This is a genomic window from Martinezella sp. CNPSo 3959, from assembly GCF_057784355.1.
This window is the reverse complement of the sequence record NZ_JBXSOV010000006.1, coordinates 94,081-119,553: the sequence shown is the minus strand read 5'-3', so window position 1 is coordinate 119,553 and position 25,473 is coordinate 94,081. Positions and strand designations below refer to the sequence as shown.

At 61.1% G+C, this 25,473-nt stretch carries 20 protein-coding genes; 9 read left to right on the top strand and 11 right to left on the bottom strand.

Annotated features, from left to right (window positions below):
- Positions 1-59: 59 nt before the first annotated feature.
- Both AC13RE_RS15655 and AC13RE_RS15650 read left to right on the top strand, forming a co-directional pair.
- The gene (locus tag AC13RE_RS15655) at positions 60-1,499 is read left to right on the top strand and encodes an MFS transporter (protein WP_488563603.1); all 1,440 of its coding nucleotides are present in this window, start codon (positions 60-62) and stop codon (positions 1,497-1,499) included.
- Between the two features lie 103 nt (positions 1,500-1,602).
- Positions 1,603-1,908 carry a hypothetical protein gene (locus AC13RE_RS15650; RefSeq protein WP_015341559.1) on the top strand — a complete coding sequence of 102 codons (306 nt, stop codon included), beginning with the start codon at positions 1,603-1,605 and terminating at the stop codon, positions 1,906-1,908.
- 126 nt (positions 1,909-2,034) lie between these two features.
- Here the strand turns inward: AC13RE_RS15650 and AC13RE_RS15645 are convergent, their stop codons facing one another.
- Entirely contained in the window at positions 2,035-2,430 is a 396-nt protein-coding gene (locus tag AC13RE_RS15645) for a type II toxin-antitoxin system VapC family toxin (RefSeq protein ID WP_488563602.1), read from the bottom strand.
- Positions 2,430-2,657, bottom strand: a complete 228-nt coding sequence (locus AC13RE_RS15640) for a type II toxin-antitoxin system VapB family antitoxin (RefSeq protein ID WP_488563601.1) — start codon at positions 2,655-2,657, stop codon at positions 2,430-2,432. The genes AC13RE_RS15645 and AC13RE_RS15640 overlap by 1 nt, the downstream gene beginning before the upstream one ends.
- Positions 2,658-2,823: 166 nt before the next feature.
- Between AC13RE_RS15640 and AC13RE_RS15635 the strand changes: the two genes are divergently transcribed.
- A complete protein-coding gene (locus AC13RE_RS15635; protein WP_488563600.1) occupies positions 2,824-4,014 on the top strand; it encodes an acetyl-CoA C-acyltransferase in 1,191 nt (396 codons plus the stop codon).
- A 215-nt stretch (positions 4,015-4,229) separates the two neighbouring features.
- Here the strand turns inward: AC13RE_RS15635 and AC13RE_RS15630 are convergent, their stop codons facing one another.
- Both AC13RE_RS15630 and AC13RE_RS15625 read right to left on the bottom strand, forming a co-directional pair.
- The gene (locus tag AC13RE_RS15630) at positions 4,230-4,520 is read right to left on the bottom strand and encodes a hypothetical protein (protein ID WP_488563599.1); all 291 of its coding nucleotides are present in this window, start codon (positions 4,518-4,520) and stop codon (positions 4,230-4,232) included.
- A 75-nt stretch (positions 4,521-4,595) separates the two neighbouring features.
- Complete coding sequence (locus AC13RE_RS15625; RefSeq protein WP_488563598.1) at positions 4,596-7,094, bottom strand: heavy metal translocating P-type ATPase; 2,499 nt, start codon at positions 7,092-7,094, stop codon at positions 4,596-4,598.
- Positions 7,095-7,265: 171 nt separating this feature from the next.
- Between AC13RE_RS15625 and AC13RE_RS15620 the strand changes: the two genes are divergently transcribed.
- From AC13RE_RS15620 to AC13RE_RS15605, 4 genes are all read left to right on the top strand, one after another.
- Positions 7,266-8,375 (top strand): RHE_PE00001 family protein, encoded by a 1,110-nt coding sequence (locus AC13RE_RS15620; RefSeq protein WP_488563597.1) that lies wholly within the window; start codon positions 7,266-7,268, stop codon positions 8,373-8,375.
- Between the two features lie 212 nt (positions 8,376-8,587).
- Positions 8,588-10,063, top strand: coding sequence for an efflux RND transporter periplasmic adaptor subunit (locus AC13RE_RS15615; RefSeq protein WP_488563596.1), 1,476 nt, complete (start codon positions 8,588-8,590; stop codon positions 10,061-10,063).
- Positions 10,060-13,179 (top strand): efflux RND transporter permease subunit, encoded by a 3,120-nt coding sequence (locus tag AC13RE_RS15610; RefSeq protein WP_488563595.1) that lies wholly within the window; start codon positions 10,060-10,062, stop codon positions 13,177-13,179. Before AC13RE_RS15615 ends, AC13RE_RS15610 begins: the two co-directional genes overlap by 4 nt.
- A complete protein-coding gene (locus AC13RE_RS15605; protein ID WP_488563594.1) occupies positions 13,176-16,286 on the top strand; it encodes an efflux RND transporter permease subunit in 3,111 nt (1,036 codons plus the stop codon). Before AC13RE_RS15610 ends, AC13RE_RS15605 begins: the two co-directional genes overlap by 4 nt.
- Before the next feature lie 28 nt (positions 16,287-16,314).
- On the opposite strand, the gene AC13RE_RS15600 is transcribed toward AC13RE_RS15605, so the two are convergent.
- The 4 genes from AC13RE_RS15600 to AC13RE_RS15585 form a co-directional block, all read right to left on the bottom strand.
- The gene (locus tag AC13RE_RS15600; protein ID WP_488563593.1) at positions 16,315-16,740 is read right to left on the bottom strand and encodes a PIN domain-containing protein; all 426 of its coding nucleotides are present in this window, start codon (positions 16,738-16,740) and stop codon (positions 16,315-16,317) included.
- A complete protein-coding gene (locus AC13RE_RS15595; protein ID WP_015341549.1) occupies positions 16,737-16,982 on the bottom strand; it encodes a FitA-like ribbon-helix-helix domain-containing protein in 246 nt (81 codons plus the stop codon). Before AC13RE_RS15595 ends, AC13RE_RS15600 begins: the two co-directional genes overlap by 4 nt.
- Before the next feature lie 129 nt (positions 16,983-17,111).
- Complete coding sequence (locus tag AC13RE_RS15590) at positions 17,112-20,255, bottom strand: efflux RND transporter permease subunit (RefSeq protein ID WP_488563592.1); 3,144 nt, start codon at positions 20,253-20,255, stop codon at positions 17,112-17,114.
- A gap of 9 nt (positions 20,256-20,264) precedes the next feature.
- Entirely contained in the window at positions 20,265-21,569 is a 1,305-nt protein-coding gene (locus AC13RE_RS15585; protein ID WP_488563591.1) for an efflux RND transporter periplasmic adaptor subunit, read from the bottom strand.
- 65 nt (positions 21,570-21,634) lie between these two features.
- Between AC13RE_RS15585 and AC13RE_RS15580 the strand changes: the two genes are divergently transcribed.
- Positions 21,635-22,348 carry a TetR/AcrR family transcriptional regulator gene (locus AC13RE_RS15580; protein WP_488563590.1) on the top strand — a complete coding sequence of 238 codons (714 nt, stop codon included), beginning with the start codon at positions 21,635-21,637 and terminating at the stop codon, positions 22,346-22,348.
- A 238-nt stretch (positions 22,349-22,586) separates the two neighbouring features.
- On the opposite strand, the gene AC13RE_RS15575 is transcribed toward AC13RE_RS15580, so the two are convergent.
- The 3 genes from AC13RE_RS15575 to AC13RE_RS15565 form a co-directional block, all read right to left on the bottom strand.
- Entirely contained in the window at positions 22,587-22,826 is a 240-nt protein-coding gene (locus AC13RE_RS15575) for a hypothetical protein (RefSeq protein ID WP_015341545.1), read from the bottom strand.
- A 321-nt stretch (positions 22,827-23,147) separates the two neighbouring features.
- Positions 23,148-23,606: a helix-turn-helix domain-containing protein gene (locus AC13RE_RS15570; protein ID WP_132719971.1), complete on the bottom strand. Its 459-nt coding sequence runs from the start codon at positions 23,604-23,606 to the stop codon at positions 23,148-23,150.
- A gap of 183 nt (positions 23,607-23,789) precedes the next feature.
- Positions 23,790-24,098: a hypothetical protein gene (locus tag AC13RE_RS15565; protein WP_488563589.1), complete on the bottom strand. Its 309-nt coding sequence runs from the start codon at positions 24,096-24,098 to the stop codon at positions 23,790-23,792.
- Between the two features lie 268 nt (positions 24,099-24,366).
- Between AC13RE_RS15565 and AC13RE_RS15560 the strand changes: the two genes are divergently transcribed.
- Positions 24,367-25,380: an ABC transporter substrate-binding protein gene (locus AC13RE_RS15560; protein ID WP_488563588.1), complete on the top strand. Its 1,014-nt coding sequence runs from the start codon at positions 24,367-24,369 to the stop codon at positions 25,378-25,380.
- The last annotated feature ends 93 nt before the right edge of the window (positions 25,381-25,473 follow it).

The following is a 25,473-nucleotide window of genomic DNA, read 5'->3' as shown; positions in this document are numbered from 1 at the left end:
TCATATCATTGCCGCCGAAGTACCGGCTCCCTTGAACGCCATTCAGTGAAATTCGTCTCATGACCGTTGCCCGGACTATAGAAGAGCCCTCCAAAGCAAGTTTCGGTCGGCAGTCCCGCATCATCGCCTTTGTCGTCGCCGTTTCCTTTTTCATGCAGTTTCTGGACGGGACGATCATCACCACCTCGTTGCCGCAGATGGCGGTAAGTTTCGGCGTCGAGCCGGTCTCGATGAGCATCGGCATCACGGTCTATCTGCTCACCATGGCGGCTTTCGTGCCGCTCGCCGGCTGGGCTGGCGATCGCTATGGCGCCCGGCGGGTGTTCTTGGCATCCATTGCCATCTTCACCGTGGCGTCGCTGTTTTGCGGCCTCTCGGGCAATTTGACCGAGTTCATCATTGCCCGTGCCGTTCAGGGCATCGGCAGCGCGCTGATGACGCCGGTGGGACGCATCATCGTGCTGAAGAATGCTCGCAAATCCGATCTGGTGCATGCGATGTCGATGATCACCTGGCCGGCGCTGACCGCTCCGGTCATCGGTCCGGTGCTCGGCAGCTTCATCACCACCTATCTCAGCTGGCATTGGAACTTCCTGATCAATATCCCGATCGGCATCATCGGGCTCGGCCTCGTTCTGCGCTTCGTGCCGGATCCGCGGGAGGAAAAGGTCGCGCGGCTCGATTTTATCGGCTTTCTGCAATCGGCGGCGGGGCTGACCTTCCTGCTTGCCGGCCTCGAATTCGTGGTGCAGGGCACGACGGGGCTGGCGCTCAGCATTGGGTTGATCGCTGCAGGTGCGGTTTTCTCCGTCATCGCCACCCGGCATTTCATGACAGCCGATGCGCCCTTGCTCGATCTCTCCGCCTTCAAGATCCAGACCTTCGCCATGTCGACGCTTTCCGCCGGTACGGCGAGCCGTGTGGCGATCAACGCGACGCCTTTCCTGATCCCGCTGCTCTTCCAGGTCGGCTTCGGCCGTACGGCGATCGACGCGGGCACCTATCTGCTGTTCTATTTCGCAGGCAATCTCGGCATGAAGGCGATCACTACGCAGATGTTAAGGATCTTCGGCTTCCGCAACGTGCTCGTCGTCAACGGGCTGATCTCGTCGGCCAGCATTGCCGGATGCGCGTTTCTGTCTCCCTCGACACCAGATCCGTTGATATATTGCCTGCTATTCATCGCCGGCCTGTCGCGGTCGATGAACTTCACGGCGCTGAATACGCTGGGGTTTGTCGATATCCATGCCGCGCAGCGCAGCTCCGCTTCCACATTGTCGAGCATGCTGCAGCAGGTTTCGCTGCTGCTGGGCGTCGCCGTCGCTGCCGTCGTTCTCAATCTCTCGCGCACGATTCATGGTGGGGAAACGCTCTCGCTTATCGATTTTCGCTGGGCTTTCCTCATCATTGGCCTTATCGGTGGCATCTCCGCATTGCGTTTTATCAGCCTGCCGCACGATGCCGGCGCAGAGGTATCCCGCCACAAAGTGAAGACCTGATCAAAACCTTCAAATTCTTAATGATATTGACAGGCAAGCCGCTGTAAAATGGCCTGCCGGTTCCCATATGAAACTCGCGTCAACTCCCACAGGAGGCAGTCCCATGCTGCTCAGAACCCTCGCTATCTCCGCTCTCGTCGTCGGCGTATCCAGTGCCGCCATGGCCGAGCAGGTGCACAAGCATCACCCCAAGCGCGTCAATGTCGAGGCGTTCCAGGCCGATGTCGGCAGCGTCGACCATTCGAAGGACGCGATCCTTCCGGACGGCACGATCAACACCGATCCGTCGGTGACCGGTCCGATTCGTGCCGGCGACTCCATTTCCCGCCTGCAATGCGCCGCTGCCCCTAACTCCGTCGGTGCTCGTTCGAGCACCTATAGTGCAGGCTCCGCTTCGCTTTGCCCGTAATGGCGTAATGGCTCGAGCTGACCTAAAGCGGGTCGCGATCTTTCAGATTCGCTTCTCACGCTTTAGGTCTTTGATTTTGTGCATGTCGTCGTCGCAAAACTGCTGCACACTTTTACGCGACATGCTCTAGGCCAGCTCGATATCCGTCTGCTTGAAGCGGTCGCTTTTCGACAATAGCGGTTGGCGATAATAGCGAGCGCAGGCATAGGTCATGCAATCGTCAAGGCTGAGGCGAGCCGTCTGGCCGCCTTGGCCATAGCGCTCATAAGCCTCGATCGCGAGAGCTGCGGCACGAGGCGGCACAGCGAGCAGCTGAATATTCATGAGCTGCAGAAACGTGCGGACAGCTTCGCCTGCCTCGGTCGGCGACAATCCCAAAGCATCAGAGACCAGGATCGCGGCATTCGCTGCGACAAGCGGCGAGGTCATGCGTGCCGTTGCCGGCTGCATGCGGATGGCAAAGGCGTGTGCCTCTTCCTCGTCTGTCATCATTGCTGACAGCACCGAAGCGTCGATGAACATCAGGCTTCTCCGGTCGCGCGAGTGCCGGCGCCCTTGGCGGTGGCTTTCTGCTTGAGATTGCGGCAAAAGGCGACGGCGACATCGGCAAGGGCTGGTTTGGTCAGCTCCTCATCCAGCGCCTTCTGCAGGGCAAGCCGAACGGCTTCCGTCTTGGTCGTGGCCTTGGTCAACGCCTGATAGCGGCGCGCCAATCGGTCGATGGCGTCGTCCTTGATGTAAAGCGGCATGAGATATCCTTTGAATCTTTGCGGATATCCTTAGAGCCTGTCTGGTTTGAGGGCAATCGGATCTGTTGCCTGCTTGTGTTCCGTGTGCATCGATATTTAGATGACGAACATCATCTAACATGCTAGCAATGACATCAAGCTGTTTGCTTGATCGTGAGGAGATGTCATGCCCGCTATCGATCCCGTTGTCATCGTTTCCGCCACGCGCACGCCGCTCGGTCGTTTCCAGGGGGATCTTTCGCCCCTGCAGGCACCCGAGCTCGGTGCGCATGTCATCCGTGCTGCGCTGGAGCGCGCCGGACTTTCTGCCGAGAGAGTGGATGAGGTTCTGTTCGGCTGCGTCCTGCCTGCCGGGCAAGGGCAGGCGCCGGCCCGGCAAGCTGCGCGCGGGGCTGGCCTTCCGGATGCCGTCGGCGCCACCACCATCAACAAGGTCTGCGGTTCGGGTATGAAGGCGACCATGCTGGCACATGACCTCCTTCTCGCCGGCTCGGCCTCCATCGCGGTCGCCGGCGGCATGGAATCCATGTCGAATGCGCCCTATCTGCTCGCCAAGGCGCGCGGCGGCTATCGCATGGGCCATGACCGCATCTTCGATCACATGATGCTGGACGGGCTGGAAGATGCCTATGAGAAGGGTCGCTCCATGGGCGATTTCGGCGAGCTGGCGGTCGAGGCCTATCAGTTCAGCCGCGACGATCAGGATGCTTACGCGGTCGAAACGTTGTCGCGCGCTCGCAACGCGCTCGAGACCGGCGCTTTCGAAGCGGAAATCACGCCGATCTCGGTGAGTGGCAAGGGTGGCCCGGTCACAATCGCCAAGGATGAGCATCCGCAAAAGGTTTCGCCTGAAAAGATCCCGACGCTCAAGCCGGCCTTCCGCAAGGATGGCACGATTACGGCTGCCAGCGCCTCGGCCAATGCCGACGGTGCGGCCGCGCTCATCCTGACGCGCCGTTCGCTTGCCGAGCGCGAGGGATTGCCCATTCTTGCCGAAATCAAGGCGCACGCCACGCATTCTCAGGAGCCTGCCTGGTATACGACCGCGCCGATCCCGGCGATCCGCAAGGTGCTCGACAAGAGCGGCTGGAAGATCGGCGATGTCGATCTTTTCGAAATCAACGAGGCCTTCGCCGTCGTCGCCATGGCGGCCGCAAAGGAGCTCGGCATTGCCCGTGACCGGCTCAATATCAACGGCGGTGCTTGCGCGCTCGGCCATCCCATCGGCGCTACAGGCGCGCGGCTGATCGTGACGCTGCTGCATGCGCTGGAGCGCCAGGGGGCACGGCGTGGTGTTGCCGCGCTCTGCATCGGCGGTGGCGAGGCAACGGCGATTGCTGTGGAGCGGGTTGGGTAAGCGAATTCGGGCAAGTCAGGTGCGTCTGCCGATGCCGCACGTATGGGCGTGGCCCCTCATCCTAGCCTTCTCCCCGCTCATGCGGGGAGAAGGGACGACCGCGCGAGGCGGCGAATTTGCGTGAAAGATCGTAGGCTATCAACTAAAACTCCCTCTCCCCGCTAGCGGGGAGAGGGCTGGGGTGAGGGGCCGCGTTGCATGCCCTCTCCATACCGTCAAACATAGACCAGTTCGTAGACGTAGGATTTCGAACCCTTCTTGCTCACCCACTCGCCTTCAGGTGGATAATCGGCGTCTTGTTCCGGAAACGGCACGTTCCACGGCCTGCCGAGCAAGGCTCCGTCTTCATCATCCCAAGTGCCCCAACCGAAGCCAACTTGAAACCTGATCCAGAGATCGGCATCCTCACGCCGGTAGCCGATCCTTCCATCGGACAGCTGTTTGCGATGAAACGTATAGACCAAATCATCGCTCCGGCGCTTCAGCTGAAATCGATCCCTACTCATGCCAGATCCGTTATCTTGTCTCGGATATGGATACTGGCATCGGCCATTTGCTGTGTCCAGTTTCCCGGCATCACGCTATTTCGCCAATCTCAGCCTCAGTGCATTGCCGATCACCGAGACTGACGACAGGCTCATCGCGGCGGCCGCAATCATCGGCGACAGCAGCAGGCCGAAGATCGGATAGAGCACGCCGGCCGCCAGCGGCACGCCGAGGGCATTGTAGCCGAAGGCGAAGGCAAGGTTCTGCTTGATGTTGCGGATCGTCGCTTCCGAGAGATGGCGGGCGCGGACGATGCCGTTGAGATCGCCCTTGACCAGCGTGATCCCGGCGCTTTCCATGGCGACATCGGCGCCCGTGCCCATGGCGATGCCGACATCGGCCGATGCCAGCGCGGGAGCATCATTGACGCCGTCGCCCGCCATGGCAACGATGCGGCCCTTGGCCCGCAACTCGTCGATCAGCGCCTTCTTGCCTTCCGGCAGCATGTCCGCGCGCACCTCGTCGATGCCGAGCTCGCTGGCGACGGCAGCGGCGGTCTTGCCGTTGTCGCCGGTCGCCATGACGATCGTCAGGCCGCTTTCATGCAGTGCCTTGATGGCGGCGGCTGTGGTCGGCTTGATCCGGTCGGCGACGGCGACGAGGCCGGCCAGCTTCCTGTCGATGGCGACGAACATGACGGTCTTGCCCTCGCTGCGCAGGCGCTCCGTCTCGGCTTTCAGGGCAGCGGTCGAAACGCCGAGATCGGACATCATCGCGGCATTGCCGAGCGCGATCGCGGTTTCGCCGGCGCGGCCCTCCACGCCCTTGCCGGTCACCGCAGAGAAGCCGGAGATCTCGACGAAGCGCGCACCGCGTTCCTCGGCGCCGGCAACGATGGCTTCGGCGAGCGGGTGTTCGGAGCCGCGCTCCAGGCTGGCGGCGAGCGAGAGAAGGCGTGCCTCGTCGGAGCCCGCCGCGGTGACGATATCGGTCAGGTTCGGTTTGCCTTCCGTCAGCGTGCCCGTCTTGTCGACGATCAATGTGTCCACCTTGGCGAAGCGTTCGAGCGCTTCTGCATCGCGCACCAGCACGCCCTCCTGTGCGCCGCGGCCGGTGGCGATCATGATGGACATGGGCGTTGCCAGGCCCAGCGCGCAGGGGCAGGCGATGATGAGCACCGCGACGGCGGCAAGCAGCGCATGCGCCAGCCTCGGCTCCGGCCCGACAAAGGCCCAGACGGCAAAGGCGATGATGGCGGCTGCGACGACGGCGGGCACAAAGACGGCAGAGACGCGGTCGACCATCGTCTGGATCGGCGCGCGCGAGCGCTGCGCCTTGGCAACGAGTTCGACGATGCGCGAGAGCGTGGTCTCGGCGCCGACTTTCTCGGCCTGCATGATGAGCGCGCCGTTCCTATTGATCGTGCCGCCGGTCAAGGCATCGCCTTTGGCCTTTTCGACCGGCAGTGGCTCGCCCGTAATCATCGATTCATCGATGGTCGATTGTCCCTCGATAACGGAGCCATCCACAGGGACGCGCTCGCCGGGGCGCACCCGCAGCCGATCGCCGGCATGGATCTCGTCGACGGGCACATCGGTTTCGCTACCGTTGGCGCCGATGCGTCGTGCCGTTTTCGGCGCGAGATCGAGAAGGGCGCGAATGGCTGAGCCGGTGCGTTCGCGGGCTTTCAATTCCAGTACCTGGCCGACGAAGACCAGCGCGACGATCACGGATGCCGCTTCGAAATAGACGGGCACGCTCTCGCCGTGCCCTCGGAAGCTCATCGGAAACAGGCCTGGGGCAAGCGTCGCAATTACGCTGTAAAGATAGGCGGTGCCGACGCCGAGACCGATCAGCGTCCACATATTGGGGCTGCGGTTGACGAGCGAATTCCAGGCGCGGCGGAAGAAGGGAAGAGCCGCCCAAAGCACGACCGGCGTTGCAAGAACAAGCTCGACCCCGGTGGCGATCGGCTCGCCGATCCAGTCGCGAATGGGAAGGCCGATCATCGGCCCCATGCTGATGGCAAGCAGCGGCAGCGACAGGGCGGCGCTGATCCAGAGCCGGCGCGTGAAATCAACAAGCTCGGGGTTCGGGCCTTCATCGGCGGCCGCGACACCCATCGGCTCCAGCGCCATGCCGCATTTCGGGCAGTCGCCAGGATGGTCGCTGATCACCTCGGGATGCATCGGGCAGGTATAAAGCGTGCCCTTCGGCATCGGCTTCGGCGTGGGCTTGTTGCCGTCGAGATAAGCCGATGGCTCCGCTTCGAACTTCGCCTTGCAGCCGGCCGAGCAGAAATAGAATTTCTCGCCATCGTGCTTCGTGAAATGGCGGGCAGTGGCGCGATCGACCGTCATTCCGCAGACGGGATCCTTGGCCGTGAGGTAGTTTTCCGGTGCGGCCTCGAATTTTGTACGGCAGCCATTGCTGCAAAAGTGGAAAGTGCGGCCGTGATATTGCAGCGACGGCTTGCCGGCATCGGGGTCGACGGTCATGCCGCAGACGGGATCGCGGATCACTTCATCCTGCGTGTGGGTGTTATGGTGATCGTGACCATGATGGCTGTGATCGTGCTCGTCATGCGGTGCCATGTCATACTCCTTTGCCCGAAGGGCCTTCGGACAGGTCTATGGACCTTCCCATCGCTGGAAGGTCAAGCCGGAAAATAGTGATTGCCATCCACAGTTCACAAGGCCGCCTTCCTATCTCGCTGCGGATGGCGATGATAAGTTCCGTAAGATCGATGCAATGAAGTGATTCCAATGGGATATGATCTGACCACGCTGCCGCTTGCCGCGCTTTTGCCTGCCGTCGTCAAGGCGGAAGATATGCTGGCCCGGCTGGATGAGCGCGTGCTGAGGCATGCGGTGGCAAATGGCTTTCGCGAACGTGGGCACTTTTTCGACGCTGCCGGTGCGCTCTGGGTGGGAGGCGAACTCGTGCATGTGGAGGATCTCGTCCTGCACGATGCGCGCATGGATACGCGCACCCCGACTCATGAATTGACCATCGCTCATTCGGTGCTGCGCAGCCGTCGTCGCCTATGGGCCGCCGATCCGTCCTGGGGACTGGAGCCGGTCGGCCTTGCGGTGCTGCGCGGTGAGGTCGGCGAGACCGACGAGGGTAGCACGCCGCGTTCGACCTCTGCCCGGGCCACCGAGCCTGACGAGCCGGAGGACGGGGAGGATGATTTCGGCGTCGATTTTGCTGAGATCGATGCCATTCTTGCAAGATCCGACAAGGTCCTGAATGGCGGCGTTCCGGAACCCAGGCAGCCGATTGTCGATGCCCAGGATCCCCTGGCACTCATCCGAGACGAGGATTGGGATGAGGATGAGCGGCTGGACAGCTGGCGCGCCGTCATGCGCGAGGCGGATCTGCTGCCGGCTACCTTGGGTGCCGCGGTGCTTTTCGATGCCTGGGAAAGGATCGAGCCGCTGCGGCGGCAGCATTGGCTCGGCGGCTTGCTGGCCAGCGCCTATCTGCGCAGCCGGGGCAAGGTGACATCGCACCTCTTCTGCCTGAATGTCGGCCTGAAGGCCGTTCGTCACGACCGCCGGCGAGCGCCGGACCGCGCCACGCGGCTGGCTGCCTTTCTGGAGGCCATGGCGCTTTCGGCCGATTCGGGCCTCAAGGAGCTCGATCGGCTTTCGCTTGCCAAGCTGCAGATGGAAGTGCGGCTGAAGGACAGGCGGTCCAACAGCAGCCTGCCTGAGGTCATCGACATCGTGCTATCGCGGCCGATCGTCTCGGCGAAAATGATTGCGCGCCATGTCGGCATTACCTCAAGGGGCGCGCTCAATCTGGTGACCGAACTCGGCCTGCGCGAAATGACCGGGCGCGGGCGCTATCGAGGCTGGGGCGTGCTTTGATCAGCTGCAACGGGTGGTGTGGGTAGCGTCGCCGTCCCTTGCAACCACAACCCTGGTTTTCGTCCAATGTTACAGTTTGTTACGCTAAGTGGCGCTAAAATGGACAAAATTTAATGCCCATACCAAATTCCTAAGCGGCACGATGCAAGCTAAGGTCGCGCCATGAATAGCGGGAGATCGTCGATCACCCCGGGATTTGAAGAGGTGGGTGAATGGCTCGGACGTTTCGGGTCGTCGTTTGGTTGGCAGTGATCGGCGCCGTTGGGTATGGTGCCTATGCGACCCGCGATCGTTGGCTTGGGCCGGCGGAGAAGCTGCTTGGCTACCAGAATGCCGCAGCACCGGGGGAGCAGGCCCAGGACGGACGCCGTGGCGGCCAAAGGCAGGGTGGCAGCGGTGGCGGACGGCGCAGCATGTCGCAGTTCAGTGGACCGGTTCCGGTGCTCGCCGAGGATGCGACGACGGCCGATGTCCCCGTCTACATAAACGGTGTGGGCTCGGTGAAGGCCCTGAATACCGTGACGGTGCGCGCGCAGGTCAGCGGACGAATCGTCGAAATCAATTTCGTCGAGGGCCAGGACATCAAGAAGGGCGATATCATCGCCCGCATCGACGATTCCGTCTATAAGGCGCAGCTCGACCAGGCGATCGCCAAGAAGGCGCAGGACGAGGCTCTGCTTGCAGGCGCCCAGCGCGATCTCGCCCGCTATCAGATGATGGTGAAGAGCGCGTCCGGCACGCAGCAGCAGGTCGACACGCAGACCTCGTTGGTGGCGCAATATACCGCGCAGGTCCAGGTGGATGTGGCGGCGATCGAAAGCGCGCAGGCGACGCTCGACTATACGACGATCAGGGCGGCCTTCGATGGGCGCACCGGCATCCGTAACGTCGATATCGGCAATCTCGTCAGCTCGGGCGACACGACAGGCATCGTTACGCTCTCGCAGATCAAGCCGATCTCCGTCTTGTTTTCCATTCCGCAGCAGCAGCTTGCCCGCATCAACGCGGCAAGCGCAGCCGGAACGCTTTCCGTCCAGGCTTTGGGCAACGACGGCGAGACGGTGGTCGACAATGGTTCGCTTGGTGTGGTCGACAATCAGGTCGATCCCACCACCGGCACCGTTAAGCTGAAGGCGAATTTCCCGAACGACAAGCTGGCGCTGTGGCCCGGCGCCTTCGTCAATGCCCGACTGCTCGTGGAGACGCTGAAAGGCGTCACCGTCATTCCGAGCGGCGCCGTGCAGCGCGGGCCGAACGGCACCTTCGTCTATGTCATCGGCCAGGATCAGACCGTCGCGATGAAGCCGGTGAAGGTGCGCCAGCAGGACGATACGCTCGCCGTCATCGCCGATGGCGTGGCGCCCGGCGACAAGGTGGTGACAACCGGCTTCGCGCGGCTGCAGAATGGATCGAAGGTGCAGATTTCGGCCAATCCGGCTCAGGCGTCCCCGGATACTCCGACGCCCGACAATAGCGGGCAGCCGGTCGCAGAGAACGATTCGCAGAATGGCGGTGCCGGCACAGTGAATGCGAGCGAGCGCCCGCATCGCCGGCACAACGGTCAGAGCGGAAACGGTGGCCGTCGCGGCCAGGACGGTCAGCCCGGCGCAGGCGGCGCGCAGGGTGCGGATACGGGCAGCGGCTCGGCCTCCAACAATTCCTCCGCCACGCCGACGCAGCAACAATGAACGTCTCGTCGCTCTTCATCAGCAGGCCGATCGCCACCTCGCTTCTCGGGGTGGCGGTTCTCTTGGGCGGCATTCTCGGCTTTCTCTTCCTGCCGGTCGCGCCGCTGCCACAGGTGGATTTTCCGACGATCCAGGTGACGACGCAGCTTCCGGGTGCCGATCCCGATACGATGGCGGCGCTGGTGACGGCACCTCTGGAGCGGCCGCTCGGCCAGATTCCCTCGCTTGCCTCCATGACCTCATCGAGCGCCTTCGGCATCAGCCAGATCACGCTGCAATTCGATCTAGGGCGCGATATCGATGGCGCAGCGCAGGATGTGCAGGCGGCGATCAACGCCGCCGGATCGACTTTGCCGCGCACGCTTCCTTATCCGCCGACCTATTCGAAGGTGAACCCGGCCGATACGCCGATCGTGACGCTGGCGCTGCGCTCCAACAGCTATTCGATCCGCGAACTCAGCGATTTTGCCGATACCATGATGGCGCAGCGCCTGAGCGAAGTCTCCGGTGTTGGCGACGTCAACATCCAGGGCGGCGTCAAACCCGCCATCCGCATCCAGGTGGACCTGCCGCGTCTCGCTTCCTATGGTCTCGCCCTGGAGGACATCCGCACCGCCATCACCAATGCCAGCGTTGCCGGCGCGAAGGGCTCGCTCGACGGCACGCAGCAGAGTTTTACGCTCGCGGCCAACGATCAGATCGTCGATCCAAATGTCTACAGGTCCGTCATCGTCGCTTACCGCAACAGCGCGCCGGTGCAGTTGAAGGACGTCGCAACGGTCGTCGAGGGGCTGGAGAACAATCGGGTCGGCGCCTGGTATCAGGGCCAGCCCGCCGTCATTCTCGATATCATGCGCCAGCCGGGCGCCAACGTCATCCAGACGGTCGAGAATGTCCTGAAGCAGGTCCCGAAGCTGAAGCAGGCGATGCCGGCCGGTATTTCGCTTGATATCGTCAATGACCGCACCGAGACGATCCGCGCCTCGATCCATGACGTGCAATGGACGCTGGTTATCAGCATCGGTCTCGTCATCCTCGTCGTCCTGCTGTTCCTGAGGACGATGACGGCGACCTTCATTGCCGGTGTCGCGCTGCCGCTGTCGCTGATCGCGACCTTCGGCGTCATGTGGTTCGCCGGCTTCAGCCTTGACAATCTCTCGCTGATGGCGCTGACGATCGGCACCGGCTTCGTCGTCGACGACGCCATCGTGATGATCGAGAATATTGCCCGCCATATCGAGGAAGGCGAAAACCCGATGCAGGCGGCCCTGAAGGGCGCCGGCGAGATCGGCTTCACGATCATTTCGCTCACCGTCTCGCTGGTCGCCGTCTTCATTCCGCTGCTGTTCATGACCGGCATTGTCGGCCGTATGTTCCGCGAATTCGCACTGACGCTCACCATTGCCGTCGTCGTGTCGGCCGTCGTCTCGCTGACGCTCACGCCGATGATGTGCGCGCGCATTCTGCGCAAGCCAAAAGAGCATCAGGGCGGTTTTCTGGCCGGTGCCGACCGTTTCACCGACTGGATGGTTGAAGGCTATCGGCGGAGCCTTGTTTGGGCCGTGGATCGCAGCCGCCTCATGCTGCTGGTGACGGTGGTGACGCTGGCTGCGACCATCGCGCTTTATGTCGTCATTCCCAAGGGCTTCCTGCCGGCGCAGGATACGGGTCTCATCACCGCTGTCATCGAGGCCGAGCCGACGACCTCCTTCGAGACCATGAAGCAGATCCAGGCCGATGTGGTCGACCGGCTGCGCAAGGATCCGGATGTCACCAGCGTCGTTGCCGTCATCGGTGCGAGTGCCAGCAATCTGACGCTGAATACCGGCAATCTCAGTCTCGTGCTGAAGCCGCGGAGTGAGCGTAATGCGTCCGTCGATCAGATCATCGACAGGATGCGCGGCGAGGTGACGGGCTTGCCCGGCATCCATGTCACCTTCCAGAGCGTGCGCGACATCTCGATCAGCACCAGGGCCAGCCGTGCGCCCTATCAGTATACCCTCACGGGCACGGACACGAATACGGTGGTCGACTGGGCGCAGAAGCTTGCCCAGCGGCTGCAGGAAAGTCCGAAGCTGACGGATGTCGCATCCGAAGCGGAGATGGGCGGCGGGCGGATCTTCGTCGATGTCAATCGCGAGACCGCGTCGCGGCTCGGCGTGTCCATGCAGGCCGTCAGCGATACTTTGAATGATGCTTTCGGCCAGCGGCAGATCGCAACGATCTATGGGCAGGCCAACCAGTATCGCGTCATTCTGGAGGCGGCGCCGCAATATCAATCCGACCCGAAATCGCTCGACAAGCTTTATGTCGCTGGTGCCAGCGATACCCAGGTGCCGCTCAACGCCTTCACGACGGCGAGTTTCACGACCGCGCCGCTGGTCATCAGCCATGACGAGCAGTTTCCGGCCGTGACGCTCAGCTTCGATCTCGCCAAGGGCGCGTCGCTCAGCGATGCCGTCGCCGAGATAAAGGCGGCGGAGCTGGGTATCGGCATGCCCGACAATATCCAGCGCAAATATTCGGGCGATGCCGAAGAGTTTGCCTCCTCGCTTGCGGGCGAGCCCTGGCTGATCCTTGCGGCTATCGTGACGATCTACATCGTGCTCGGCCTGCTCTATGAGAGCGCCGTCCATCCCGTGACGATCCTTTCGACGCTGCCTTCGGCTGGCGTCGGCGCGCTGCTCGCCCTGATGCTGTTCGGGCAGGATCTGTCGATCATCGCCCTCATCGGCATCGTGCTCCTGATGGGCATCGTCAAGAAGAATGCGATCATGATGATCGACTTTGCGCTGGAGGCGGAGCGCAAGGAAGGCCTGGAGCCGCGCGAGGCTATTCTGAAAGCCTCCATCCTGCGTTTCCGGCCGATCATGATGACGACGCTCGCGGCGCTCTTCGGCGCCTTGCCGCTGGCGCTGGCGCAGGGCACAGGCGCGGAGTTGCGCATTCCGCTCGGCATCACCATTATCGGCGGTCTCGTGCTTTCGCAGCTTTTGACGCTCTATACGACGCCGGTGATCTATCTCGCCTTCGAGCGGCTGCGCGCCAAGGTCGTCGGCCGCACCAGCGGCACGCCGAGCGCCGAGATGAATGAATTGGCAGGTGGTGAGAGATGAACATCTCCGAGCCGTTTATCAAACGCCCTGTCGGGACGACGCTTCTGGCGATCGGGCTGGTGATCCTCGGCATCGTTGCCTATCGCTTCTTGCCGGTTGCAAGCCTGCCGACGGTGGATTTGCCGACCATTGTCGTTTCTTCAAGCCGCCCCGGAGCCGATCCGGCCAGTATGGCGGCGAGCGTGGCCGCTCCGTTGGAGCGCCATCTTGGGACCATTGCCGGCGTCACTCAAATGACGTCCGTCAGCTCGCTCGGATCGAGCACGATCATCATCCAGTTCGACCTGTCGCGCAGCGTCGATGGTGCCGCGCAGGATGTGCAGGCGGCATTGAACGCGGCTGCGACAGACCTGCCCGGCGATCTGCCGACTCTCCCGTCCTTCCGCAAGATCAACCCGGCTGCGGCCCCCGTTCTCATCCTGGCACTGACCTCGGACAATGTCTCTCCGAGCGCCATCTATGATGCAGCCGATACCGTGGTGGTGCAGCGCATTTCACAGGTGGACGGCGTCGGCGGTGTGACCGTGAGCGGTGCCGACCAGCCCGCCATCCGCGTCCGGCTGGATCCGGACCGGCTTTCGGCCATGGGCCTCTCGCTCGATGCGGTCCGTACGGCGGTCGTCAATGCCAATGTTCTCGGCCCCTTCGGCTCGATCGACGGTGCGGGCGGCGCTTTCTCCGTTGCCGTCAACAGCCAGTTGAAGACGCCGGAAGCGTTTGGGCGGATCGTGGTGCGCAGCGGCGACGGCACGGCGGTTCGCCTTTCTGATATCGCCACTGTCGAGCCGGGTGTGCGCAACAGCCGCTCGGATGCCTGGTACGACGGCAAGCCGGCCGTGCTGCTTAACATCACCAAGCAGGCGGATGCGAACGTCATCGCCACCGTCGATGGCGTTAAGCAGCTGATCCCGGAGCTGCAGCGGCTCATTCCTGCCGGCGTGAATGTTTCTATTCTTTCCGACCGCACCACTACGATTCATGCCAGCGTCACCGACATGCAATGGACGCTGCTTGCCACTATCTGCCTGGTCATGGCCGTTGTCTTCGTCTTCCTGCGACGAGCAACGCCGACCTTTGCCGCGGGTGTGACGGTGCCTCTGTCGCTTGCCGGCACTTTTGCCGCGATGTGGCTCTTCGGGCTGTCGATCGACAATCTCTCCCTCATGGCGCTTGCCGTTTCCGTCGGCTTCGTTGTCGATGACGCCATCGTCATGATCGAGAACATTTATGCCAATCTGGAGACTGGCATGAAGCCGATGCGGGCGGCGCTCGAAGGGGCAAAGCAGATCGGCTTTACCGTCGTTTCCATCAGCCTGTCGCTGCTTGCCGCCTTCATCCCGCTGTTCTTCATGGGCGGTATCGTCGGCCGGTTCTTCCAGACCTTCTCGTTGACGCTCGGCTTCACTATCGTCGTTTCGACACTGGTATCCCTCACGCTGACGCCGATGATCTGCGGCCATCGACTGCGTCAGCACGATATCGATGCCCGGCCCGGCCCGTTTGGCCGTATCGTCGAAGGCACGCTTAGCGCCGTTACGGGCTTTTACGGTCGCACGCTGCGGGCGGTGCTGCATCACCGCCTCCTTTCGGTCGTCGTCATCATCGCCTGCGTGGTCATGACGGGCTATCTCTACGTCAAGGTCCCAAAGGGCTTCATTCCGCAGGACGACACCGGCTTTATCCAGGGCGGGACGCAGGCTGCGACCGATATCTCCTATCCGGCCATGGTAAAGCTCCAGGAGCTGGCGGCGGATATCGTCGCCAAGGACCCGGCGGTGTCGGGTGTCGGCTCTTCTGTCGGCGGGGGAGGCTTTTCAAGTTCCGTCAATCGGGGCCAGCTTTTCATCTCGCTGAAGCCGGAATCGGAGCGTGCGCCGACCGCCGATGTCATAGACCGGCTCCGCAAGCAGTTGATGGCGGTTCCGGGCCTCAGCACATTCCTGTTTTCGCCGGGCGATATCCGCGCCGGCGCGCGCCAGTCGCAATCGCAGTATCAATTCACGATCTGGGGTGCGAATTACGATGAGCTGGTGGAATGGGCGCCCAAGGTTTTGGAACGTCTGCAGGCTCTTCCAGGATTGACCGATGTCGCGACCGACAGGCAGCCCAACGGTCTGCAGGCGACCGTCAATATCGATCGCACCCTCGCTTCCCAGCTCGGCGTCAACATCCAATCCATCGATTCCGCGCTCAACAATGCTTTCGCGCAACGGCAGATCTCGACGATCTATACGCAGCGCAACCAATATCGAGTCGTATTGGAGGCGAATCCCGACTATGCGCTCGATCCCCACGATATTTCCAAGCTCTACGTGCCCGCCTCCGGCGGCACGCAGGTACCGTTGAGCGCGGTGGCGTCGATCGACCGGACGCTCGCGCCGCTGGTCGTCAATCACCAGGGTCAATATCCCGCCGTGACGATTTCCTACAATCTGGCGCTCAACACGCCGCTGCAGGTGGCGAACGACGCCATTCAGAAGGCGGTGCTCGACATGCATCTGCCCGATACGCTGCATGCGGATTTCGCCGGCGATGCGGCGAGCGTTACCCAGTCGTCCGGCAGCCAGCCGCTGCTGCTTCTGGCGGCATTGCTGACGGTCTATATCGTTCTCGGCATTCTCTATGAAAGCCTGGCGCATCCGCTGACGATCATCTCGACACTGCCCTCGGCCGGCCTCGGCGCGCTACTGGCGCTCGCCATCAGCGGCACGGAGCTGACGATCATCGCCTTCATCGGCATCATTCTCTTAATCGGCATCGTCAAGAAGAACGGCATCATGATGGTGGATTTCGCCCTGCAGGGCGAGCGCACGCTCGGCTTGTCTTCGGAAGAAGCCATTTATCAGGCATGCCTCAAGCGTTTCCGCCCCATCCTGATGACGACGCTCGCCGCACTTATGGGTGCCATCCCGCTGATCATCGCAACAGGCCCCGGCGCGGAGCTGCGCCGCCCGCTCGGGATCACTATCGTCGGCGGCCTCGTCGTGTCGCAGGTACTGACACTCTATACCACGCCGATCATCTATCTGATGCTTGCCAAGCTGCATGCAAAATGGTCGCCGAAGGCGCAAGCTACGGTGCCGCCAGTATCTCCGCTCTCAACTTGAATGTTTAGCAGTGTATGGACGGACCGGATCAGCCCCGATAGTCCCAAGGATTGACGACAGCTATTCCGGTGTCCAGGAAATCCGACACGTTGCGGGTTGCAAGGGTTGCTCCTCGCGACGCTGCAATTGCGGCGATCTGGGCATCGAACTGGCTGATCGGTTTGCCGGCCCGACGCCGCGATGTCGCAATGAAGGAATAAACTCCCGCGGCTTCGCTATCGAAGGGGAGGACTCTTCCGGCGAAATCCTCTTCGAATATCGGGAGAATAGCAGCTTCCAATTCGCTTCGGCGTCGGCCCGCAGGCAATAGCCGGAGACCGTAAAGGATTTCCGCCTGTGTCGTTGCCGTCGTAAAGATGGCGAGAGGGGGCTGGGCAGCGAGCCAAGCTTCAACTACTGGCGATGGTGATGGTCCCAATAGTTCCGAAATGACATTCGTGTCGAGAATGATCATGGATCGAGATCGACCGGGCGGATTGGTTCGCGTGGGGCAATATCCAGCACGACTCCACCACTTGCAGCCATGCGACGACGGATTGTCTCGGCTAAATTGGGCTGACGCTTTTCTTCCGTCGACAAGGCGGCCCGCAGAATGTCTCGCGCCTCATCCTCCATCGATCGCCCGTGTGCAGCGGCGCGAATGCGCAGCCGGGTCTTTAAATGATCGTCGATGTTGCGGATCGTCATACTGGCCATAAAAATACCCTGTCATCAATGATTGCATATTAATCATTGATGACAAACTTGGCAAATCAAGACGAAGCATCCGATGCCCGATCGAGATTTCCACTCGCTCTTTCTTTCGAGAGAGCGAGTGGAAAGGCCTTAATGCGCCACGTCAGGGTTGGCGGCCTCCGGCACTGCCGTCGACCGAACATTGCCCTTGAAGACACGGCGGACGGCGACAAAGAGCAGCGGGATGAAGAAGATGCCGAGCACGGTTGCCGAGATCATGCCGCCCATGACGCCGATGCCGATCGAGTTCTGGCTACCGGAACCTGCCCCGTTGGCGATCGCCAGCGGCATGACGCCGAGGATAAAGGCAAGCGAGGTCATCAGGATCGGCCGCAGGCGCTGGCGCGATGCTTCCAGCGTAGCGTCGATCAGGTTCTTGCCCTGGTTCTGCTGCTCGATGGCGAATTCGACGATCAGGATGGCGTTCTTCGCCGCCAGACCTATGGTCGTCAAAAGGCCGACCTTGAAGTAGACGTCGTTCGACTGGCCAAACAGGGTTGCAGCCAAGAGCGCGCCGAAGATGCCGATCGGCACCGACAGCATGACGGCGAGGGGGATCGACCAGCTCTCATAGAGGGCGGCGAGTGCCAGGAACACCACCAGGATGGAGATGGCGTAGAGTTGGGTCGCCTGGTTGCCCGAGAGCTTTTCCTGGGCCGAGAGGCTCGTCCATTCGTGGCTGAAGCCCTGCGGCAGGGTCGCCATGATCTTGTCGATCTCGTTCATGGCGTCGCCCGAGGAGACGCCCGGCGCGGCCGCACCCTGGATTTCGACGGCGGAGGAGCCGTTATAGCGCTCCAGGCGCGGCGAACCGTAATTCCATTCGCCGTTCGAGAAGGCCGAGAAGGGCACCATGTCGCCGCTGGAATTGCGCACGTACCAGCGACCGAAATCCTCGGGCTGCATGCGGAAATCCTTGTTGGCCTGAACATAGACGGGCTTCACACGACCGCGGTCGATGAAGTCGTTGACATAGGTGCCGCCCCAGGCGGTCGACAGGGTCGAGTCGATATCGGCCAGGCTGATATTCAGAGCGCTCGCCTTTTCCTCGTCGATGTTCAAGGAGAATTGCGGCGTATCTTCCTGGCCGTTCGGACGGGTGCCGGCGAGCTTCGGATTCTTGCCGGCAGCCCCGAGCAACTGGTTGCGGGCAGCGATCAGTGCCGCGTGACCGGCACCGTTGATGTCCTTGATGAAGAAGTCGAAGCCGCTCGAGCTGCCGAAGCCGGGGATGGCCGGCGGCGCCAGCGCAAAGACGTTGCCGTCCTTGATTTTCGAGAAAGCACCCATCGCGCGGCGCGCGATCGCTTGCGCCTTGGATTGCGGCGTCTTGCGCAGGTCGAAGTCCTTCAGCCTCACGAAAACGAGGCCGACATTCTGGCCCTGACCGCTGAAGCCGAAGCCGGCGACGGCGAATGCGCCTTCGACATAGTCCTTCTCGGTGTTGAGGTAATAGTTCCTCACCTGCTCGAGCACGGCCTTGGTGCGTGAATCCGTGGCGCCCGGCGGCAGCTGAATGGCGGTCAGCAGGATGCCCTGGTCTTCATCCGGCAGGAAGGAGCTCGGCAGGCGGTTGAATAGATAGGCGACGGCGCCGCCAATGAGGACGAATACCAGCAGGAAGACGATGCTGAGGCGGATCATGCCGTGTACGCCGCGCTGGTAGCGATGCGTCGCCCGCTCGAAGTTGCGATTGAACCAGCCAAACAGACCGCGCTCTCTGGCGCCGTGCTTGGGCTTTCTCAAAATGGTGGCGCAAAGCGCGGGCGTCAGGATGAGAGCAACGATGACGGACAACACCATCGCGGAGACGATCGTCACCGAGAACTGCCGGTAGATGACACCCACCGAACCCGAGAAGAAGGCCATCGGGATGAACACGGCCGAAAGCACGGTGGCGATACCGATCAGCGCGCCGGTGATTTCCTGCATCGACTTGATCGTCGCTTCGCGCGGCGACAATCCCTCTTCCTCCATCACGCGCTCGACATTCTCGACGACGACGATGGCATCGTCCACAAGCAGGCCGATGGCGAGCACCATGCCGAACATGGTCAATGTATTGATCGAATATCCGAACAGCGCCAGCACGCCGAAGGTGCCGAGAAGCACGACAGGGACGGCGAGCGTCGGGATGAGCGTGGCGCGGATGTTCTGCAGGAAGACGAACATGACGATGAAGACGAGCACGATGGCTTCGAACAGCGTCTTGACCACGTCCTCGATCGATAGCTTCACGAAGGGTGTCGTATCGTAGGGATAGACGATCTCTACATTCGGCGGCAGCGTCTGGCTGAGATTGTTGATGGTCGTGCGAACCGCTTCCGCCGTATTGATGGCGTTGGCGCCCGAGGCCAGCATCACCGCCAGGCCGGCGGAGGGATGACCGTTATAGGTACTCGACGTCGTGTAGCTCTTGGCGCCGAGTTCGACCGAGGCGACGTCATTCAGGCGAACCAGCGAACCGTTCGGCTGGCTCTTGAGGATGATGTTGTTGAACTGCTCGGGCGTCTGCAGACGGCTCTTGGCCGTGACCGTCGCATTGAGCTCCTGGCCTTTGCGCTGCGGCAATGCACCGAGCTGGCCGGCCGAGACCTGCGAGTTCTGGGCCTGGATGGCAGAGACGACATCCGACGTCATCAGCTGGTATTTGGCGAGCTTGTCCGGATCGACCCAGATGCGCATGGCGTAGCCGGAACCGAAGATCTGCGTGTTGCCCACGCCTTCGATGCGCTTCAGCGTGTCATTTAGGGTGCTGTCGACGTAGTCGGCAAGGTCGTTCGAGTTAAGCTTGCCGTCGGTCGATACGAAGCCCACGACCATCAGGAAGTTCGACGTCGACTTGGAAACCACGATGCCCGTGGATTGCACGGTCTGCGGCAGCTGTGCGGTGACGAGCTGCAGCTTGTTCTGCACCTGCATCTGCGCGACGTCGGGATCGGCCTTGTTGGTGAAGGTCAACGAAATCGAGGCCTGACCCGTCGAGGTCGAGGTCGAGGTCATGTAGTCGAGGTTGTCGATACCCGTCATGCCCTGCTCGATGACCTTGGTCACCGAGTTTTCGACGGTCGCCGCGTCAGCCCCGGAATAGGTGGCGCTGATGCTGACCGTCGTCGGCGCGATTTGCGGATATTGCGAAATCGACAGGGTGAAGATCGAAAGTGCGCCCGCCAGCATGATGACGATGGCGATCACCCAGGCAAAGATCGGCCTGTCGATGAAAAAACGAGACATCGTCTAACCTCACTTCTGGACGCCGGAGGCGGCTTTCATATCGGTCTTTTCCAGCCCGGCCTGCTCGGCAGACGGCTTGCCATCGGCGGCGGCCTGCTTCACTTCGCCGGTCGCATCGTCGATCGTTACCGGCGATACGGTGACTTCCTGACCGTCGCGGACGCGCTGAACGCCTTCGACGATCACGCGATCGCCGTCGGCGACGCCCTGGTTGACAAGCCAGCTATTGCCGATGCTGCGTTCCACCTTCAACACCCGCTGCTGTACCTTGCCCTCCGCAGTCACGAACATTGCGATCGGTTCGCCCTTCGTGTTGCGGGTCACGGCGCGCTGAGGCACCACAAAGCTGTTTTCGGCAATGCCTTCCTGTATGGTGGCGCGAACATACATGCCCGGCAGCAGGATGCGATCCGGATTTGGGAAGACAGCGCGGACGGTGATCGTGCCGACCGTTTCCGCAACGGAGGATTCGGCAAACTGCAGCGTGCCGGTTTCCTTGTATTGGCTGCCGTCTTCGAGTGTCAGGTGAACCGAAACATTGTTGCCGCTAGTCTTCAGCCGGCCTTCCGCGACGGCGCGGCGAAATTCGAGCAGGTTGGTGCTCGACTGCGTGACATCGACATTGATCGGATCGAGCTGACGGATTGTTGTCAGCGCCGTCGTCTGATCGGCGGTGACGAGAGCGCCGACCGTGACCGTGGAGGCATCGACGCGGCCGCCGATCGGCGCGCGCATCTTGGTGTAGTCGAGATTGATGCGCGCCGTTTCCAGCGCAGCCTTTGCGGATGCGACGTCGGCATTGGCCTGGGCCAATGTTGAAATCGCGTCGTCGAGGTTCTGCTTGCTGACCGCGTCCTGCTGAGTGAGGCTCTTGTAGCGATCGACCTTCGACTGGGCACTCGGCAAGGCGCCTTGGGCCTTTTGCAAGGCCGCGGCGGCGCTGTCATAGGATGCCTGGTAAGAGGACGGATCGATCTCGTAAAGTACGTCGCCTTCCTTGACTTCGCTGCCTTCCTTGAAATTGCGGCTGCGAATGATGCCGCCGACCTGCGGCCGCACTTCGGCGACAAGATAGGCGCTGGTGCGGCCAGGCAGTTCGGCGGTGATGGCGACGGATTGCGGATGCAGCGACATCGCGCTGACTTCTGTCTTTACGACCGGCGCATTGCTCTGCGCGGAATTCTGCTGGTTGCAGCCGGCCAGTAACATCGCAGCGATCAATCCTGCGGCGGTCAGCGACGAGCGGCCGGCTGAAACGCGATTGGATGTCGGCGGATATACGAGTGCAGAAGTGGGAGGAGCGAGCTTTCGCACGTTGCTATTTCCTGTTGCCTTATTTATAGTACCAAGTCGTACCGAAAATATTTATACAGCGTCAAATGTCAATCGTATTCGGTTGTTGGGGTAAATTCGATGTGCTGACAAAGGAACGAACAGCCAAGGCCGACCAGGCTGCCACGCGCCGCCCGCGCGGCCGTCCGAAAACCGTGAGCGACGATGAGCGCCGCGCTGAGATCGTCAGAGAGGCGCGAGCGATCTTCTACGAACTCGGATATGCCGGTACAACCATGGATTTGGTTGCCACGCGATGCCGGATTTCGAAGCAGACCCTCTATAGGCTGTTTCCGAGCAAGACCGATCTGTTTGTAGCCATCATCGCCGAGCATCGCGCATCCATGCTGGCCCTGCCGCGGCCAGAGGATGAAAACCTGCCGTTCGACAAGGCGCTCGAGCAGATATTCATGATCGATATCGATGAAGATCAGGAGCGTGAACGGGACGCTTTTATTCATCTCGCCATCAGTGAATCGCAACAATCTCCGGAGATCGCGATGTTGCTGCATACTTACGGCGGCAAGCAATCGCAGCTGATGTTGGCGGATTGGCTTCTCGAGCAGCAGCGGCGCGGCGTGATCGAGGTTGCCGATGCGTCAAGCGGCGCGCGTATGCTGATGAGCATGATCTTCGATGCGATGATCTCGAGGCCGGGCCGTCCGAAGGATTGGACGGACCGCGAAATGCGGCTGCGCCATCTGCGTCATTGCATCGCAATCTTTACCGCCGGCGTCCGGCCGCGCAAGGACGGCTGCTAAACCGCGCCGTTAGAGCGTTTCCACTTTTCTTTGAATCGGGAAAACGCTCTATGCTCTTATTTCCCAACGCATTCCTGACGGAAAACCGCTGCGCACTTTTCCTGGAAGTGCTTTAGCTTCCACCCGGCATGCGATAACCTCGTCGTCCTGACGGTCGCCTCACAAGAAAATGCCGACATGGCCTGGGGAGCCATACCGGCATCATTTCACATCCGGCAAAGGCCGGAATTATTTAAATTCAGTGTGCCACCACTTTTGCTGTGTCCGTTCCCTTTTCGAACAAGGGATTGGGCAAGCCATTTTCATACATTTCCTGCAACACGGCCCCGAGTGCCAAGTCCAGGCACCAGACCGGGAATTCAGCGTTCAGGTTTTTGGCGCTTTGCCGTGCATAGGTGATGAGCCGAGCGATTGATGCCAGTTCCTTGAGCGAGTCAGGATCCTGGTATGCTGCGTCGATCGGAAGTGCTGCTGTCATTTCGTACCCTCTATTGCCCCCGTTCCCGGCAGACGAATCGTGTCTAGCCGGGAACATGAGCAAACCGTAACGGAAGTTTTGCAGCTTGGCGCGTGACATGCAGCGTGACACGATGCTTGGTTGCGGCAAATTCCGCTCTTATCGCCTCCAAAGGTCAGGCACGGAGAAAATTGCAACGAGGCGCAATCTCGGCGTCGATCGCTTGACTGGCCGGACCGGCCCGCACCGCAGTTGTTGGCAATAATCCTGCGCCGGCCCAAAGCAGCAATTTTCGGCCTGCCTCGGGTCGACCGCATCGTCATTCTCGCGGGAGCGGCAGCCTCAGTTGCGCAGGCCGACCGACGCGTCCGCTGCATGCGGAATATGATTCGGCAGAATGTCGGAAGCGTTTGCCAAGGACTTGATCAACGTCAGCACGGACTGGCGAACGCTGGGATCGTTGATCTTCATGAACGCCTTGTTGAGGCTGAGGCCTTCTTTCGATGTCAGGAAGTCCGACAGATCCTCCAGACCATTGATCGCGCCGAGGCCATCGGTGTTCAGCGGCTGCGAATTGTCCTGCTGGAAGAAGAAGGCAACCGGTACGGCCAGCACACCCGCAATGGCCTGCAGTCGGCTGGCGCCGATGCGATTGGTGCCCTTTTCGTATTTCTGCACCTGCTGAAACGTCACACCGATCTGTTCGGCAAGCCGCTCCTGGCTCATGCCAAGCATGAGACGGCGCGTGCGCACGCGAGAGCCTACATAGGCATCGATCGGATTCGGTACTTTTGCACTCACGGCGCAATCTCCTTATCACTTAGGGGCTGGTGGAAACACCATGCTCGTACCCTTCTCAGGAAGGGACGCGTCCTTCATCTGCCCGCAAAATGTGCGTTAAATATGAGTGTAACTCAACTAAAAGTCTTTTGCCGCAAAGTTTATAATCCACCCTCGCATAAACCTCAGAAAAGCTGATTCGCGTCAATGCGGATTGAAAATGGAGGATGGCTTGCAACTGTAGACAGGGCAGAGCGGGTTATCCCTGGTGGGAACATAAGCGCGGCTGGCATAGTCGGAGATGCTGCATTGCCCGCGGCCGGCCACATAGCGGTCGTAAAGAACGGGGCCGCCACCGGAGGACGGATAGCGTAGTATCACCGCCCGTTCCTCCGCGATAAGTTGCTGCACCGATGCGCACGTCTTGCCGAGCGACTCGTAGCGGGAAATCGCCCATGCCGGCCCGGTTACCGTGATCATCATCAGGACAAGGGCTGCGGCAATGGTCCTCATCGGTGATCCCTCCCAACGAAAGCGTTCCATCTTAGATAGTCGCGATGCGGGAAATGCCAAGATGGAGGAATGCTTCCCGTTGTACGGAAATCGGGCTTTCCGTCGCCGCTGCGGAAAACCGCAGACATTCGAAGCCAGCAGACGGTAGTCAAGAACTTGCTTTCAGTTCAATGAAAGGTTGGGCGTGCATGTCTCTCCTGCTTCAGGAGGAAGCGCGTGCCGCGCCGTTGTCAATCGGCGCCGGTACACAATTGGAGAGGAGGACTTCATGCGTGCATCCAGCATTCTCAGATATTCGACGGCTTTTTCCATTGCGATAGCCGCAGCCGGATTTGCTGCCACTGCCGCCAACGCCGCTGACAAGATTTCCATCATGGTGGGCGGTTACGAAAAGCAGATCTATCTGCCGGCCAAGCTTGCCGAAGGGCTTGGCTATTTCAAGGAGCAGGGGCTGAACGTTGAGCTTCTCAACGAGCCTGCAGGCGTTGATGCGGAAAACGAAATGCTCGCAGGCGCCGTCCAGGGCGTCGTCGGCTTTTATGACCATTGCATCGACCTGCAGGGCAAGGGCAAGTTCGTCGAATCCGTCGTGCAGTTCAGCCAGGCGCCGGGCGAAGTCGAGCTGGTGTCGACTAAGCATCCGGAAATCAAATCCCCCGCCGATTTCAAGGGCAAGAGCCTCGGCGTCACGGGTCTCGGCTCCTCGACCAACTTCCTGACGCAGTATCTGGCCATCAAGGCCGGCCTGAAGCTGGGGGAATTCACCTCCGTTCCGGTTGGTGCCGGCCAGACCTTCATCGCCGCCATGCAGCAGGATGCCATCCAGGCCGGCATGACGACCGAGCCGACGGTCTCGCGTCTCCTGAAGACCGGTGAGGCCAAGGTTCTGATCGACATGCGCACGATGGACGGAACAAGGGCCGCTCTGGGTGGGACCTATCCTGCGGCGTCTCTTTATATGCAGGAGTCTTGGGTCAAGGATCACAAGGATGAGGTGCAGAAGCTTGCGAATGCTTTCGTCAAGACGCTGCATTTCATCAACACGCATTCGGCCGCCGAGATCGCCGACAAGATGCCGAAAGACTTCTATGTCGGCGACAAGGAAGGCTATGTGAAGGCGCTTGAAAACGGCAAGGCGATGTTCACGCCCGATGGCGTGATGCCGGAAGATGGCCCGAAAACCGTTCTTGCCGTGCTTTCCGAGTTCTCCAAGAACGTGCAGGGCAAGGCGATCGATCTGTCGAAGACCTACACGACGGAATTCGTCAAGAACGCCAAATAGTGCGCCGTAGCGTTTCGGGTGCCGGCGGCATATCGAGCCGCCGGCGTCCGCGTTAATAAAATCGCAATGTTCCCTCGTAGGGTTGCGCACTGA